At 71.6% G+C, this 14,970-nt stretch carries 12 protein-coding genes and 2 pseudogenes; 7 read left to right on the top strand and 7 right to left on the bottom strand.

Annotated features, from left to right (window positions below):
* Positions 1 to 12: 12 nt before the first annotated feature.
* The gene (locus VM95_RS10150) at positions 13 to 2,751 is read right to left on the bottom strand and encodes an AAA family ATPase (RefSeq protein ID WP_045694345.1); all 2,739 of its coding nucleotides are present in this window, start codon (positions 2,749 to 2,751) and stop codon (positions 13 to 15) included.
* A gap of 1,098 nt (positions 2,752 to 3,849) precedes the next feature.
* On the opposite strand from VM95_RS10150, the pseudogene VM95_RS45590 reads away from it, so the two are divergent.
* Together VM95_RS45590 and VM95_RS10155 are read left to right on the top strand one after the other, a co-directional pair.
* A pseudogene (locus VM95_RS45590) lies at positions 3,850 to 4,266 on the top strand (N-terminal phage integrase SAM-like domain-containing protein); the annotation flags it as partial.
* A 430-nt stretch (positions 4,267 to 4,696) separates the two neighbouring features.
* Positions 4,697 to 5,101 (top strand): tyrosine-type recombinase/integrase, encoded by a 405-nt coding sequence (locus tag VM95_RS10155; RefSeq protein WP_045694346.1) that lies wholly within the window; start codon positions 4,697 to 4,699, stop codon positions 5,099 to 5,101.
* 151 nt (positions 5,102 to 5,252) lie between these two features.
* On the opposite strand, the gene VM95_RS41375 is transcribed toward VM95_RS10155, so the two are convergent.
* The gene (locus VM95_RS41375) at positions 5,253 to 5,387 is read right to left on the bottom strand and encodes a thioredoxin domain-containing protein (protein ID WP_107072911.1); all 135 of its coding nucleotides are present in this window, start codon (positions 5,385 to 5,387) and stop codon (positions 5,253 to 5,255) included.
* A gap of 170 nt (positions 5,388 to 5,557) precedes the next feature.
* Positions 5,558 to 6,481, bottom strand: coding sequence for a nitrilase-related carbon-nitrogen hydrolase (locus VM95_RS10160; RefSeq protein WP_208615432.1), 924 nt, complete (start codon positions 6,479 to 6,481; stop codon positions 5,558 to 5,560).
* Positions 6,482 to 6,761: 280 nt separating this feature from the next.
* On the opposite strand from VM95_RS10160, the gene VM95_RS10165 reads away from it, so the two are divergent.
* From VM95_RS10165 to VM95_RS10180, 4 genes and pseudogenes are all read left to right on the top strand, one after another.
* Positions 6,762 to 7,034, top strand: a complete 273-nt coding sequence (locus VM95_RS10165) for a MerR family transcriptional regulator (protein ID WP_078859754.1) — start codon at positions 6,762 to 6,764, stop codon at positions 7,032 to 7,034.
* Positions 7,035 to 7,211: 177 nt separating this feature from the next.
* Positions 7,212 to 7,625 carry an ATP-binding protein gene (locus VM95_RS10170; RefSeq protein ID WP_208615433.1) on the top strand — a complete coding sequence of 138 codons (414 nt, stop codon included), beginning with the start codon at positions 7,212 to 7,214 and terminating at the stop codon, positions 7,623 to 7,625.
* Positions 7,626 to 7,848: 223 nt separating this feature from the next.
* Entirely contained in the window at positions 7,849 to 8,247 is a 399-nt protein-coding gene (locus VM95_RS10175; RefSeq protein WP_045694349.1) for a hypothetical protein, read from the top strand.
* A 475-nt stretch (positions 8,248 to 8,722) separates the two neighbouring features.
* Positions 8,723 to 10,022 (top strand): annotated as a pseudogene (locus VM95_RS10180) (PP2C family protein-serine/threonine phosphatase).
* A 173-nt stretch (positions 10,023 to 10,195) separates the two neighbouring features.
* Here the strand turns inward: VM95_RS10180 and VM95_RS42350 are convergent.
* On the bottom strand, positions 10,196 to 10,426 hold the full coding sequence (locus VM95_RS42350) for a hypothetical protein (protein ID WP_157882033.1): 231 nt from the start codon (positions 10,424 to 10,426) through the stop codon (positions 10,196 to 10,198).
* Between the two features lie 1,132 nt (positions 10,427 to 11,558).
* Between VM95_RS42350 and VM95_RS10185 the strand changes: the two genes are divergently transcribed.
* Entirely contained in the window at positions 11,559 to 11,840 is a 282-nt protein-coding gene (locus VM95_RS10185) for a helix-turn-helix domain-containing protein (RefSeq protein ID WP_107072915.1), read from the top strand.
* A 137-nt stretch (positions 11,841 to 11,977) separates the two neighbouring features.
* Here the strand turns inward: VM95_RS10185 and VM95_RS10190 are convergent, their stop codons facing one another.
* The 3 genes from VM95_RS10190 to VM95_RS10200 form a co-directional block, all read right to left on the bottom strand.
* Complete coding sequence (locus VM95_RS10190) at positions 11,978 to 12,358, bottom strand: CBS domain-containing protein (protein WP_045694352.1); 381 nt, start codon at positions 12,356 to 12,358, stop codon at positions 11,978 to 11,980.
* A gap of 160 nt (positions 12,359 to 12,518) precedes the next feature.
* Positions 12,519 to 14,066 carry a DEAD/DEAH box helicase gene (locus tag VM95_RS10195; protein WP_045694353.1) on the bottom strand — a complete coding sequence of 516 codons (1,548 nt, stop codon included), beginning with the start codon at positions 14,064 to 14,066 and terminating at the stop codon, positions 12,519 to 12,521.
* Positions 14,067 to 14,436: 370 nt separating this feature from the next.
* Positions 14,437 to 14,640 (bottom strand): cold-shock protein, encoded by a 204-nt coding sequence (locus VM95_RS10200; RefSeq protein ID WP_045694354.1) that lies wholly within the window; start codon positions 14,638 to 14,640, stop codon positions 14,437 to 14,439.
* Positions 14,641 to 14,970: the final 330 nt, after the last annotated feature.

Raw genomic sequence — 14,970 nt, forward strand, 5'->3', positions numbered from 1 at the left:
TCGGGCCCGGGGCTACGGCCCGGACAGAACGCCGTCGATCTCTCGACGGGAGGAGATCCCCAGCTTGGCGAAGACCTTGCGCAGGTGCCACTCGACCGTGCGCGGGCTGAGGAACAGGTGCGCGCCGATCTCCGCGTTCGGGTGCCCGGCGGCCGCGAGGCGGGCGATCTGCGCCTCCTGCGGGGTCAGCACCGGCGCGCAGACCTTCCGCTTGCGCACCGTCTCACCGGTGGCGAGCAGCTCCCGCCGGGCCCGCTCGGCGAAACCCTCCATGCCCATGCGCGTGGCGGCCTCGTACGCCGCCCGCAGCTCGGTACGGGCCTGGGCGCGCCGGTTCCGGCGGCGCAGCCACTCCCCGTACAGCAGTCGGGCCCGGGTCTCGAACACGCCGAGCCCGCCGCGGCCGTAGTGGTCGACGGCCTCGCGGTAACGGTCCTCGGCCAGCTCGGGTGCTCCGGTCAGGGCCTCGGCGACCGCGTGCGCGCCCAGGGCCCAGGGCGTGCCGGCCCGGCTCCAGTCGGCGAGCCGCTCGCACGCCCCGGCCGCCACGGCCGGCTCGCCGGCCCGGGTCGCGGCCTCGACCAGCTCGCTGCACGTCCAGAAGTGCACCACGAGGTCCTGGTGCACGCCGCCGCGCAGCGCCGCCTCCATGGCGAGCGGATAGTTGCCCAGGCCGTTGTGGAGCACGGCCCGCTCGCAGGCGGCCACCCGGAGGAGCCGGCCCAGGCCGCGCTGCCGGCCGTCCCGTTCCATCGCCTCCAGCAGTTCCAGGGCCGGTCGCTCCCGTCCCCGGTACGCGGCGATCATGGCCGCCGAGGCCGTGCGCGTCACCGCGCCGGTGGCCTGCTCGATGGCTGCGGCCTCGGCCAGCAGGCCCTCGGCTTCGTCGAGACGCCCCGCGTGGCCGAGCGCGCCCGCCAGGTAGGGCAGGGCCGTCGAGAGGACCGACAGCGTGCCCGTCGTCCGGGCGAAGCGGACCGTCCGCTCGCTGACGTCCAGCCAGGCCTGCAGGTCGCCCAGCTCCGCGGCGGCGTTCGTGGCCGCCCACAGGACGGACGGCTCCTCCTCGTCGGTGAGGGAGCGCAGCGCCTGCGCCAGCAGCGGGAAGGCGGCGGCCTGCCCGTCCGTGGTCCGGGCGACCAGGGCACGGAGGAAGACTCCGGCCGGCTCGTCACCGGGTGCCAGGCCACGCGCGACCTCGGCCGCGCGCCGTATTCCGCCCTCGTCGTGCGGCCAGGCCCAGATGGCCGCGTCGAACGCCGCGAGGCAGGTCTCCCGCGCGACGGCCGGGTCGAGGTCCCGGAACCGGTGCGCCGCGTCGAGCAGCGGCTGCACCGCGCCCTTCCCCGAGTCGGTCATGGACGACGCCTTGGCCCGCAGCCGGCCGGCATGGGCCTGCTGCAGCCGGTCCAGCGGCCCCAACTCGGCGGCGGCGAGCAGGTCGGGGACCCGGGCCGGCAGGCCCGCGGCGACGTTGGCCGCCGCGGCCGCCAGCGCGCGCCGCGCCCGCTCCCCCGGGTCGGGCGTGAGCGCCGCGGCACGTTCCAGGAAGGAGGCGGCGGCCGCCCGGCCCCCGCGCGCCAGGGCCCGGTCGGCGGAGCCCTCCAGCACGGCGGCGACCTGCTCGTCCGGCCCGACCGCGGCGTGCGCCCGGTGCCAGGCCCGCCGGTCGGGGTCGCGCCCGGCGTCGGTGACCTCGGCCAGCGCCGCGTGCGCCGCGCGCAGCGCAGCGGCATCCGCGCCGCGCCACACCGCCGAACGCACCAGCGGGTGCCGGAACCGCACCGAGGCGCCCAGGGTGATCAGGTCCGCGGCCTCCGCCGGCGCCGCGGCCTCCGGCCCGATGCCCAGCAGGCCCAGCGCACGCCACAACAGCGGCCCGTCGCCGACCGGTTCGACCGCCGCGACCAGCAGCAGGGCGCGGGTGTCGTCCGGAAGGGCGTCGACGCGCCGGCGGAAGCCGTCCTCGAGCCGGGTCGCCAGCGGGCCGGCGCCGGGGCCGCCGAAACCGAACGCCAGCTCCGCCCGTGACAGGCCCCGGGGCAACTCCAGCAGGGCGAGCGGATTCCCGCCGGTCTCGGCGACGATCCGGTCCCGCACCCGGGCGTCCACCGGCCCCGGCAGCACACCGTCCAGCAGCGCCCGGGCGTCGGCATCGGCCAGCCCGCGCAGCGGGAGGTCCGGCAGGCCGGAGAAGCCCTCGTCCCTCCCGCCGTCGGTGATCCGCTCGGCGAACACCAACGCCACCGATTCGGCGTCCAGTCGGCGCCCGACGAACGCCAGGATCCGCTGGGACATCAGGTCCAACCACTGCGCGTCGTCGACCAGGCACAGCAACGGCGACCGGGCCGCCGCCTCGGCGAAGAGGCCGAGCACCGCCATCCCGACCAGCAGCATCTCGGGCGGGTTCCCCGCACTCAGGCCGAACGCGACACCCAACGCGTCCCGCTGCACCTCCGGCAGCCGGTCGAGGTGCGACAACAGCGGGGCGCACAACCGCTGCAGGGCCGAATAGGCGAACTCGGCCTCGTCCTCGACCCCGGCCGCACGCACGACCTGCCACGACGCCCCCGGCCCGGCCTGCCCGGCCAGCCCGGCCAGATGGTCGAGCAGCACCGACTTGCCGACCCCCGCCTCCCCCCGCAGCACCACCACCCGGCTGCGCCCGCCACCCACCTCCCGCAGCAGACGCTCCAGCACCCCCACCTCCCGGGCACGCCCGAGCAGTTGGTGTCCCACGCGCCGCGCCATGCCACCTCCGGAAAGCAGCCCCTCCCGCAGGAACCGCACCCATCCTACGAAGCCCGGCACCGGCCGAGGCCTGGTTCCAGCGCTTGTGGTCGTCCTCATCCAGCCCGAGCCAGGGCCTCAACTCCTGTCGATGCGCCGAACCGAGCTGTCACCGAGGGCACGGGCGCGGGCGAACCGCCACGCGGGGCCGGGGTGATCGCGGGCGGCGAGCAGAAGCCCACCGGCAGCGTCGCCCCTGCCGGCCAGGGCACCCCCGTCGACGCCGACACCTGCCACCCGCACAACCAGCCGGCCGAACAACAGAAAGAGCCGGCACTCGGTTTCCCAAGTACCGGCTCTCACAACCGACATCACTGTCGGGACGACAGGATTTGAACCTGCGACCCCTTGACCCCCAGCAGGAAGGGTTTCCCTATTCCTACCTGAAATGCGCTCTCGCACACGTCGCGCGCGTGCAGATGAGCATGTTTCGCGCACCTCGTGCGCCAGCGCGCATGACGTGTGGTCCCCAGCTGGTCCCCAGGTCAGAGGCTTGACGGAGGGTCCGGGTGGCGTTCATGTCTCCAGGGTAGCTCCGCTCCGAGCGAGGATCCAGCGATTTCTGAGGATCGCCGAGGATCGCCGAGAAACTCATCAGACAGTGGCCATGAACTGCCGGTAGAAATCAGTCCGATCCGGGCCGAACGCCAGCCATAAACTAGCCACCGAAAATCCCGGACTCACCCATTCCCTGCGGGCTCGAAGAATTCTCGGCGTTGGCCGTGGCGTATTCCGGGGACCGGTCCGAGACTCGGCTCCCTCGCACCGCACCTGCTCCGGGTTGTACGAGCCCCACAACCCACGGCCGACCGACAGACGCCTTCTCCCGACCTGTGACCACTCCTCCGAGCAGCAACCCCGTGCGGGCAGAATCGGCGCGATCAAGCTGCCCTACCCACCGCACATGCTCCGCGATCACCCTCGCGGCGTGTCGCCAGCGCGTGTCCCGACCAGTCGATCTTGCCCGTGCACCACGCCCCGCCCCGCACGCTCTGCCGCCACACCCACCACTCCCGCAACTCTGGACACGCCATCATCACCAGGTTCGAGGAGGACTCCATGGCGCAGCATCCCAAGCGGGGCAGGGTGTACCGCAGGTGCGGATGCAAGGACGGCACCAGCGGGAAGCAGTTGGGTTCGTGGTGCCCGCAGCTGGCCGCCGACACCACGCATGGTCGGTGGACGTACGCGGTGGACCTGGCGCCGGAGGACGGCAAGCGCCGGACTCGGCGGCGGGGCGGGTTCGCGAGCCGGGCGGAGGCGGCTCGGGAGATGGCGCGGGTGCTGGATGCCGAGTACCGAGGCGTGTACGAGGACCGCACGCTGCGGGCCGGGCTGTTCCTGTACGAGTGGCTGGAGTCGAAGCGGCCGGCGCTGGCTCCGAACACCTGGGCGGGCTACCGGGCGTGCATCGAGCGTGACCTGGTGCCCGCGTTCGGCGGCATGCTGCTGCTCGATCTGCGGCCCAAGCACATCGACGCCTGGGTAGGCGCGCAGCTCGCCGCCGGCCGCAGACGCACCACCGTTCACCACGCGGTGGCCATGTTGCGCAACGCCCTGAACCACGCGGTGCGCACCTGGCGGCTGCGCTACAACCCGGCCAAGCACTCCGTACCCGCCAAGCCCCGCGCCGCGGTGCGCACATGCTGGACCCCGGACCAGGCCGCGGCGTTCCTGCGGCACAACGCGGAGCACTACGCCGACCGGCTCACCGACCTGTTCGAGGTCATGCTCGGCACCGGCATGCGCCGCGGTGAGATCCTCGCCCTGCACTGGTCCGACGTGCACCTCATGGACAGTCAGCTCTACGTCCGCTGGACCCTCACCGCCGTGAACAACGGGAAGATCCACCTCGGTGAGCCCAAGACCGAGGCCAGCCGCGCCTGGATCAGGCTCCCCCAGGGTCATGGCCGCCCTCCACCGCCAGGCCGCCCTCCAGATGGCCGCCCACCCGCAGGGCAAGCTGGAGGGGCTCGTCTTCGCCCGTCCGGACGGCGAGCCCCTGCGCCCGCAGTGGGTCCTCGACCAGCTCCGCAAGCGCAGCGCCGAACTCGACCTGCCGAAGATCGGCCTTCACGACATCCGGCACACCGCGGCCAGCATCATGATCGCCGCCGGCATCCCCCTCGCCGTCGTCTCCAAGACCCTGCGCCACTCCAACCTCGCCATCACCGTCGACCTCTACGGCCACCTCCTCAAAGAATCCGCCGACGACGCCGTCAAGGCGCTCGCCGCCGCTCTCGACCAAGCGGACGCCCACCAGCGGAACGGCAGTCGCCAAGATGGTCCTACCGTTCGCTTGGCCGCATAGGTGTAGCGGGCGGTCGGCCGCGCGCGCAGCCGGGGCCGGGAGCTCGAGCGCGCTCTCACACAGTCCCCGGTTCTGCTCGTCGTCGACAGTGTGGAGGCGGACGGACCTACTACCGGAACGGGACCGGGCCGCGACTCGCTCACGGTCGCCCTCAGCTGATGAGCATGACCTCTGCCCGGTGGACCGCCTCGATGTCCGACCGCTCTTCCCGGTCTGCATTCGCCGAGGCGAAGCGCTTGTTCGGGTGGTTGGCCACGCCCTCGTCCTCGAACCGCTTGTCCGCCATGACACCTGGGGCCAGAACTTCGCCAGCGCGCGAGTCACTCAAGCCCGTGCCGATCCGTGACCAGTCGGTTCGGCTGCAGTTCCCGGTGGTCTGCCGTTACGGCGCCTCTTCTTGATCGGTTGATCAGCCCATCGAACGGGTCTGCCTGGGTGGTGATCAGCTCGCGGGCTTCAGGACGGGGTTGAGGGTGAGGCGACTGTCGGTGGGGTGGTGGCCTTCGGGGCTGAAGGGCGGGACGGCAGCGGGCAGGCAGTCGGCGATGAGCAGGCAGTCGTGGTGGCGGTCCTCGGCGGTGGCGGCGACGAGGGGTTCGCCGTCGGGGCCCAGATGCCGGAGTTGCCCTGGTACTGCCAGGAGCCTGCGGGGACCTGTTCCCAGCCGCGGCGGTTGGCGTAGGCGATGAACAGGCGCCAGATGCTGGTCATGGCGAGGATGATGTGGCGGGTGGCGTCCTGGTAGGGGACCTGGCTCATGGCGCCGTCGGCCAGACGGAAGTGTCCGTCGGCGGCGGTGGGCCCCAGGACGACCTGCGCGCCGCGCTCGGCCAGGTACTGGTACAGCGACGGGAACTCGCACTCGTAGCAGTTGAGTACCCCCACGCCGATGCCATTCATGGTGACCACGGGTGGCAGGTCCTGTCCGAAGGAGTAGTTGCGGCGCTCGGCGGCGCCATACAGGTGGGTTTTGCGGTAGTTCGCCGCCACCAGTCCGTCGGCCGCGATCACACTGATCGAGTCGTAGAAGTCCCTTCCGTCGCGTTCGGGGTAGGGCAGGACGACGGCGAGGCCGTTCTCTTTGGCGGCCAGCCTGGCGCGTTCGACCGAGGGGCCCTCGCGGTGCTCGGCCAGCTCGCGGCACTGCCCGGGGTCGATGGCGTAGCCGGTGGTGTACTTCTCCGGGAACACCACCGCCTGGCAGCCGTAGTCTGCCGCCAGCGCGGTCACCTCGACCAGGAGCTTCAGGTTCTGCTCCACTGCCTGTCGGCTGCCAACCGGGCCCTGGCCCTGGTACAGGGCCGCCACCCGCAGCCCTTCGCCGAAAGCGGGCGCCGTGCGCGAAGCAGAGCGGAAGACGACGCGGACGGGCTGGGTCATCAGCACAAGATCCCTTGGTAGAGGACGGTCCACGTGACCGCCACTCCAGGAAGAACGATTCACCGCACCGCCGGACGCCAAGATCCTCGTCGGCACGAGCCGTCGGCGATCGACCCTCGCACCCGATCGCAGGCCTCGGCGCGGGCCGTCCACGGGGAAATCGTGGGTGACCGCTGTCAAGTGGGCGGCCCGAGCAGCTCTATATGGTGCAGGGACGGTACGGGCGAGAGGTCAGGCCACGACCGCAGCGGCTTGGTTCTCCGGGGCGGCCAGGGCCACCATGAAGCGCTCGGCGTCAAGGGCGGCCTGGCTACGCGCCCTTGGTGAACACGGCCTCATCACCCCACTGCGCTCCGACGGCGGCCACCGCCGCTTCTCCCGCTACCAACTACGCATCGCGATGCGCGCCCGCGACCTCGTCGACCAGGGCACCCCCATCGACGCAGCCTGCCGCATCATCATCCTCGAAGACCAACTCGAAGAAGCCCTGCGCATCAACGAACAGCTCCGCGCGGGACACTCGGACCGACAGTCGCCGGCAGTCAGCATCTGACCCGCGAGCCGCCGCTCTCTCTTCCTGCCCCCGCCGGCTCCCCCGGGGTGTGCGTGCGGGGCCGGACGGGGGGGGTAGGCGCACTCTGCAGCTGTTGCTGCTTCGAGAGAGGTAGTGATGCGGCAGATGGCGTGCGAGAACGAGACCCGGCCCCTGGAGGTCCGTCGGGAACTGTCGATGAGGGTGTTCGTCGACGGTCAGCCGCTCGCGTGGGCCCGCCGCACCGCCCGGGACTTCCTGGCCCGGGCCCGTGACGCCCACAGGGTCGCGGTCTCAGATCGGGTGATGGACACCGTTCAGCTGGTCGTCTCTGAGCTGGCGACCAACGCCCGCACGTACGCGCCGGGGCCGTGCCTGCTGGAGCTAACGATCACCGACAGCGCCGTGGAGGTCAGCGTGTGGGACAGCGAGCCCACCCTCCCCATGGCACACGCCCCCGACCCGGCCCGCATCGGCCGCCACGGCCTGGAGAGCGTGGCGGCCGTCAGCCTGCGCTTCGAGATCCGCCGCGAGATCGTTGGCAAGCGCGTCACAGCCGCCGTCGCCCTCGCGGACGCCCCGGCGGGGAACCCGGAAGGCCCGGTGACATGACCAGCAGGCCCGGCCGGCATCTGCATCCGGGCGGCCGCTTTCAGGGACCACACTGTCGCCCCGAACCACCGCGGATGCGCCATGTCCGGGACCAGCCCACCACCAGGCCCCACAGCCCCCACCTGAACTGCGGTCTTGCCCGGCTCGACTCCCGCCTCGGATACCGTGTCCCTGCACGGGGTGCCATAACGGATGTGGCGCCCCCTACGGAGGTAACCAGCGTATGAGTTCCAAGCGCAGCCAGAATCCAGCCCTGCCCGTCCTCGACGATGCATACCGACTCGCGTCGGTCAAGGACACCGAAGAGTCCACCCGCGACTTGGCCGCACGGCTGGCCACAACCGAGCTGCGCCGCGTCTCCCACCCCGGCCGGGTCACCTGGGACCCCATCGATCAGGCCGATCCAGTACCGGCCCCGCCGACTGTGGTCGACGGTGACGGGGACCTGTGGCTGCGGGACCGGAGCACCGGCACCTGGACCATGCCCGAATTCGACCCGAAGACGTTCCCGGCCCGCTGCGGCGAGGTTCTGACATGGAACGAGCTCGCCTGTGAGTACGGCCCGCTGACCGCACTGGCCAACGACCGCCACATCGGCGGCGGCGGCGGCCGCCGCCGCTGACCGCGTAGCCCTCTGAGCAGACCGCGCCCCTGCAAGGCACCGACCCGGCCCCGACAGTAGCCCTTCTCCCCGACCAGGCGCGGATCGGGCAACACGGTCCGGCGGTTGTCCTGGCCGTGTTCCCACTTCGAGGTGCTGCGTGCGCCGGCGGGCGAGCGAACCGCCGCCACGGGATGCCTGACCTGACTGGTGATGCCCTGGGAGCAAGCCCGCAGCAGCGGCCGAGGCGGAGCACACCTGCTCCCTGGTGGGGCCGCTGAGATGCACTGATCTTCACGGCGCTGAGCGGTCGCGGTCGGCGACGGGCATGCCTACGGTTGAACGCAGGACGCGCCGATGCGTCCGGCTCCGGGTTGCGCCAAGCGCCGAAGGTGCGGTCGTCCAACAGGGTCATCGAAGATGGGCCGGGTGGATCCGGACGACGGATCCGGGTGGAACGGACGTGTCGGACCACAGTCCCCGAGTCGATACCGAGATGGACCGGATCGTCGGAGGTCTACGGGACATGGTCCACACGCAGCGCCGTTTCCAGGACCTGCTGGACGCGGTGATGGCGGTGGGCCGGGACCTGGACCTGCCGGTCGTGCTCCGCCGGGTGATCACCACCGCGATGGGCCTGGTCGACGCCCGCTACGGCGCACTCGGCGTACTGAGCGACGACGGCGAACACCTGGAGGAGTTCATCCCCGTCGGGCTGAGCCAGCAGCAGGTCACAGCTCTGGCCGGGGTCGCGCTCCCGCAGGGGCGCGGACTCCTGGGACATCTCATCAAGCACCCCGAACCGCTGCGTGTCGCGGACATCGGCGGCCACCCGGACGCGGTCGGCTTCCCACCGGGCCACCCGCCGATGCGGACACTGCTCGGGGTGGCAGTCACCGGACGCGGGCGGGTCTACGGCAACCTCTACCTGTGCGAGCGGCGCGACGGGCAGCCCTTCGACGACAACGACCAGGACATCCTCGTAGCGCTCGCCGGCGCGGCCGGCCTCGCCATCGAGAACGCCCGCCTCTACCGACAGGTCCGCGCCAACGCCGAGTACTTCCAGCGCCTCCTCCTTCCCGGCCTGCCCGATGTGACGCCCTTCTCCGTCGCCGCGATCTACCGCCCCGCCGCCACCCCGGACCACGTCGGCGGAGACTGGTACGACGCCCTGATGCTCCCGACGGCGCCTGCGCCCTGGTCATCGGCGACGTCGCCGGACACGACCTGAAGTCCGCCGCCACCATGGCCCAGACCCGCAACATGCTGCGCGCCCTCCTCTACGACCGCTGCACCCCGCCCAGCGCCGTCCTGGCGCAGCTCGACCGCACCCTCCAGGCGATCACCGGCAACCCGATCACCACCACCTGCCTCGCCCGCATCGAACCCGCCGAGGACGGCTGGACAGTCCACTGGAGCAACGCCGGACACCCGCCACCGCTCCTGATCAGCCCGACGGCACCACCGGCTACCTGCACGCCGACCCCGGCCTGCCCCTCGGTGTCGACCCCGACGTGCCCCGCCCCGACCACAAGCGCCCACTGCCCGGCAACGCCACCCTCGTGCTCTTCACCGACGGCCTGGTCGAGCACCCCCACCGCCCCCTGGACGCCGGCCTCACCGCCCTCGCCCAGGTCGCCGCCGCCCACGCCGCTCTGCCCCTCGCAGACCTGTGCCGCACCCTGGCCGACGCCCACCTCGGCGACGGCCACGACGACATCGCCGTCCTCGCCCTGCGCACCCCGCCCGCCGGACCGACCCACGGGACGCCGACGACGCACTCCCAGGCCCGATAAGAGGACCGGCTCCGTTCACGTGTTTCTCGTGAACGGAGCCAGAAGACTCACCCCGCCCGCGCGTCGGCCCGTTGCCCGGTATCGCCGATGGTCCCTGGCCACCTGATCCGGGCCGCCTTCACACGTGGAAGCGATCTCGGCCGCTGCGCGGGAGTGCGGCGGACCGGCTCCGCCTATCGGGTCTCCGGCGGACGGTCACCGTGCTGCCCGGTGGTGTCGATGGCATCGCGCAGGGCTGGCAGGTCCGCGATGGCGGCCTGCTCGGCGAAGCGGGCCAGCAGCCGGCGGAGGACCCGCTCGTCCCGGTCGCGGACGGCTTCGGCGATGGCCGCCACAAGCGACGCCTGTGTATGCGGGTCGGGGGTGCGCACCTGCCGCGCTTCCAGCGCTCGCCTCCTGCTCACTCGTCCTCCTGGCCGCCTTAAGCGGCGTCCTCCGTCCTGGCGCGGCTGCGGCGGCCGACCGCCCCGCCCTGTGCGGGGCGAAGAATACCTCCCCGACCGGCATCCAAAAATCTATGCTCGCTGGAGTAGACATTGCCACCCGCCGTGGTTAGTGTTTCTCTCATAGACGAGGTCAAGCGGTACCCGCCAGACATGAACTGGCGGGCAGCAGGTAGAAGTTCGCAGGTAGGAACGGTTGCAGGGCCCTGAAGCCAGGGATGGTCCATCAAGGCGACAGGGTCGGCGGCCGGGCCTGGCGGCCCGCAGGCATCAGGGGTCGCCACCGAGCGGTACCGCAGTTCAGCAGAACGCAGGACACGCCGGGCAGGTGGGCGTGAAGAAGGCGGCGCGGTAGCGGAGTCCCGGAGCCACAGCAGGTGCAGGACGGCGACGGGGCTGGCGACCGGGCCAGGTGGCCCGCAGGCATCAGGGGCCGCCGCCCAGTGGTACCGATTTCGGCAAGTGCCTGACCAGCAGGTGAAGTCGAGTCAGGCAGTACCGGCAGTCGCAGTACGCGGTATCCCAGTGAAGGCGCCAGGCTGCCGGCGCGCGTGCTGGGAGTCCGGCAGTGGGGTTCCAGGCCGAGTGGTTGAGCAGGATGGGCTACGGGGCTGGCTGCCGGAACCGGCGGACCGCAAGGACCGCCACAGCAGTACCGGGTAGTTGGCACCACCACGCAGTTCGCAGTACCAGCAGTTCCGAGCAGTTCGCAGTACCTGGAAGTTGGAAGTGCCCGCAGTTCGCAGTAATCCGGTCAGTACAAAGGATGAACGGAGGGGACAGAGCGCCATCAGGATCGCCCGGCCCGTGAAGCATCACCCGGGCGGATTCCGAAGACCCCCAAAGCAAGGACGGTGGTTTCCGGTCACGCATACGCGATCCCCGCACGCCCCCACCCCCGGGGCGAGGCGGACACAAGGAACCCGGCCACAGGGCCGGCAGATGGTGTAAAACCCTTCGGGGCCCCGGGCGCAACGGCCCGGGGCCCCTCAGCGCGTCCACCGACACAACAAGAAGAGGTGCAGTGACCACGGCAACCATCCGACCGCATACCCCCGACTCCCTCGACGACGACGACTACCCCGCCTACACCATGGGCCGCGCCGCCGAGATGACCGGCACCACCCCCGGCTTCCTGCGCTCCCTCGGCGACCAAGGCCTCATCACACCGTTGCGCTCGGAGGGCGGACACCGCCGCTACTCCCGCTACCAGCTGCGGATCGCGATGCGCGCCCGCGACCTCGTCGACCAGGGCACCGCCATCGACGCCGCCTGCCGCATCATCATCCTCGAAGACCAACTCGAGGAAGCGCTGCGCATCAACGAGCAACTGCGCGCCTCCCAGCACGGCCAGGAACCCGCCGCCGACACCTGACCCGCCCGCCAGGGCAACGAGACCGGCCCGCGGTGGGCGACAACCGCGCACCGCCGGCCGCCCCGCAGGCGAGTCCCCCGTTCCGGTGCATGGCCGACCGGCACCTGCCCCACCGGTCGCGGCCCGACGGGACGGTCCTAGAAGCTGAGCAGGCCGATGGCGTGGCCGTCATGATCCACCACCGGCCACACGGCAAGGCCGCGGGCGCGCATGGCGGCGGCCGCCGCGTCTGCGGGCATCTCGGCGGTGGCGAACGGGGCACGGTCAAGGACGACGTCGCGCACCGGGGTCCGCTCGGTGTACCAGGAGCGGGCCTGGAACGGCGCGAGGTGCAGGCGCGTCAGCAGCCCCGCGCAGCGGCCGTCGTCGTCACGGACCAGGAGGTGGTCGGCGCCGGAGCTCTGCAGGATGTCCATCGCCATGTCGACCATGACGTCGTCGCTGACCTGCAGCTCGGGGCATTTCATGAGGTCGCCGACCGTGGCGGCGATCTCGGTACGTTCGAGGGTGATCGTCATGGGCAGACTCCTTCGCGTATCCACCGCCGGGACCGGCGGTAGGCAGGGCGCTGACGGTGGGACGGCCGGCGGGTGCGCCGGAGCAGGCCGAGAATGTTCGTCGCTTGGCGAGTGGTGGGGCCAGGGACTGCGGCGCCAGTCCCTGGCCCCACGGCACGTCCTAAGCGGCAAGGGCGACGCGGCGCGGTGCCCGGCGGCGGCCGGAGGAGCCCTTGTTCTCGCGGCCCGCGGCGGTTGCGCGGGTGTCGACTCCCGCGTGGGCGGGGCGGCCGCGCCGGCCGCGACTCGTGGACGCGCTGCGGCGGGAGCGTTCGACGACGGGAGCGGCGATCACGGTGGGGATGCCCGTGGGCACCCGGGCGCCGGTGATGCGGGCCAGGTCGTCGTCGCCGGCGCTGACGCGGGTGGTGACGGGGGTGATGGCGGCCGTGGTCATCATGCGGGCCATCTCGCGGCGCTGGTTGGGCAGGACCAGGGTGACGACCGTACCGGACTCGCCGGCGCGGGCGGTACGCCCGCCGCGGTGGAGGTAGTCCTTGTGGTCGCTCGGCGGGTCGAGGTTGACGACCAGGTCGAGGCCGTCGACGTGGATGCCCCGGGCGGCGACGTTGGTCGCGATCAGCGCGGTGACCTGGCCGGTGCGGAACTGTTCCAGGGTGCGGGTGCGCTGCGGCTGGGACTTGCCGCCGTGCAGGGCGGCGGCCTTCACCCCGCAGGCGAGCAGGTCGAGGACCAGGCGGTCGGCGCCGTGCTTGGTGTCGATGAACATGATCACGCCACCCTCGCGGGAGGCGATGTGCGCGATCGTGGCGGCCTTGTCGTAGTTCTGCACGTGCAGCACGTGGTGCTCCATCGTGCTGACCGCGCCTGCGGACGGGTCCACCGAGTGGGTGACCGGATCCTTCAGGAAGCGGCGGACCAGCCTGTCGACGTTGCGGTCCAGGGTGGCGGAGAACAGCATCGTCTGGCCGCCCTCGGCGACCTGGTCGAGGAGCTCGGTGACCTGCGGCAAAAAGCCCATGTCGGCCATCTGATCCGCCTCGTCGAGGACTGTGACGCCGACGCCGTCCAGCTGGCAGTCACCGCGCTGGATCAGGTCCTTGAGGCGACCGGGGGTGGCGACCACGACCTCGGCCCCCTGGTTCAGGGCGTGGGCCTGGCGTCCGATCGACATCCCGCCGACCACGGCCGCCATGCGCAGGCGCACAGCGTGGGCGAACGGGGTGAGGGCGTCGGTGACCTGCTGCGCGAGCTCGCGGGTGGGCACCAGCACGAGGGCCAGCGGACGGCGCGGCTCCGCGCGCCGGCCGGCGATACGGGCCAGCACGGCGAGGCCGAACGCGATGGTCTTGCCGGAGCCGGTGCGGCCCCGGCCGAGGACGTCACGACCGGCCAGCGAGTTCGGCAGCGTGGCGGCCTGGATCGGGAACGGCGCGGTGACGCCCTGCCGGGTCAGCACCGACAGCAGCGCCTTCGGCATGTCCAGCTCGTCGAACGCTTCGACGGCCGGCAGCGCCGGGGTGGTGCTCACCGGCATCGCGAACTCGCCCTGCAGGGAGTGTCCCTGACGCGAGTTCCGGCCGCCGGTGGGCCGGTCGCCGTAGAAGGAGCTGCCGCCGGAGCGGGATCCGTGGGAACTGCCGGAGCGGGCGGAGGCCGAGGATCGGGAGTTGGTGTTCTGGTACGGGGAGCGACTGGAGCGCTTCATGGAAAACCTTCCTGGGGCGGCACGTCACGAGGCGGCTCCGCAGCGCCGGGCGCCGGCAGGAGATCGCGAGGAACGGGCCGAAAGTATGGAGAGGGCCGGGCGTGGACGGTGAAACCGTGCGGCACGTCACCTCAGGACCGCGCTCACCGCCAAGGGCGGGAGCGGAGGATCCTCGAACCGTGGGTGTCACGGCAGGGCGCCGATCCGGACGCGGCGCGGGGCGTCTCGCGTGGGGATGGCCGCCGGTGGCGGAGCCAGGGGGCCGGAAACGGCCGGGGATGTGCGTCGTGGCGCAATGCCGAGGGGCCCGCACCGGGCATCATGTACGCGGTGCGGGCCCCTCGCTGCTAGGCGGGTGCCGTGGCAGAAACTACAGCGGACGAATGTTCTCGGCCTGCGGGCCCTTCTGGCCCTGCGTGACGTCGAACTCGACCTTCTGGCCCTCGAGCAGCTCACGGAAGCCGTTGGCCTGGATGTTCGAGTAGTGGGCGAACACGTCAGCGCCGCCACCCTCCTGCTCGATGAAGCCGAAGCCCTTTTCCGCGTTGAACCACTTCACAGTGCCATTAGCCATAAAAAAATTCTCCTTCAAGGGGCTGTCCGAAGCGTGCACAGTGCGCGCTCCGAGTCGCCGCGATGAGCACCCACCCGGGGAAGAGCCGGGAAACAAAAATGCGCCTGCGAAACATCAGCAGGCGCACACAAAGTTCATGGGAACCACTACTGCAACTAGCATGACTGTAGCAGGTCCGAGCCCGCCGCGGGCGGATATTCCGACCCCAGTTCTGCGGCGCTTCGCGCCGGGCGCCGCCGACCACGAGGCCGCAGGACCGTCAACACGACTGATTGGCAGCGCAGTCGGGCACCAGCTATCAGCACCTTCGGAGCCCGCCGCCCGGCTCCC

Origin of the sequence: Streptomyces rubellomurinus, from assembly GCF_000961885.1 — a bacterium.
Lineage (GTDB): Bacteria > Actinomycetota > Actinomycetes > Streptomycetales > Streptomycetaceae > Kitasatospora > Kitasatospora rubellomurina.

Bases quoted from the DNA above. Each gene is read 5' to 3' on its own strand.
- VM95_RS10150 (WP_045694345.1), bottom strand. From the start codon at position 2,751: ATGGCGCGGCGCGTGGGACACCAACTGCTCGGGCGTGCCCGGGAGGTG.
- VM95_RS10155 (WP_045694346.1), top strand. From the start codon at position 4,697: ATGGCCGCCCTCCACCGCCAGGCCGCCCTCCAGATGGCCGCCCACCCG.
- VM95_RS41375 (WP_107072911.1), bottom strand. From the start codon at position 5,387: ATGGCGGACAAGCGGTTCGAGGACGAGGGCGTGGCCAACCACCCGAAC.
- VM95_RS10160 (WP_208615432.1), bottom strand. From the start codon at position 6,481: ATGACCCAGCCCGTCCGCGTCGTCTTCCGCTCTGCTTCGCGCACGGCG.
- VM95_RS10165 (WP_078859754.1), top strand. From the start codon at position 6,762: ATGAAGCGCTCGGCGTCAAGGGCGGCCTGGCTACGCGCCCTTGGTGAA.
- VM95_RS10170 (WP_208615433.1), top strand. From the start codon at position 7,212: ATGAGGGTGTTCGTCGACGGTCAGCCGCTCGCGTGGGCCCGCCGCACC.
- VM95_RS10175 (WP_045694349.1), top strand. From the start codon at position 7,849: ATGAGTTCCAAGCGCAGCCAGAATCCAGCCCTGCCCGTCCTCGACGAT.
- VM95_RS10185 (WP_107072915.1), top strand. From the start codon at position 11,559: ATGGGCCGCGCCGCCGAGATGACCGGCACCACCCCCGGCTTCCTGCGC.
- VM95_RS10190 (WP_045694352.1), bottom strand. From the start codon at position 12,358: ATGACGATCACCCTCGAACGTACCGAGATCGCCGCCACGGTCGGCGAC.
- VM95_RS10195 (WP_045694353.1), bottom strand. From the start codon at position 14,066: ATGAAGCGCTCCAGTCGCTCCCCGTACCAGAACACCAACTCCCGATCC.
- VM95_RS10200 (WP_045694354.1), bottom strand. From the start codon at position 14,640: ATGGCTAATGGCACTGTGAAGTGGTTCAACGCGGAAAAGGGCTTCGGC.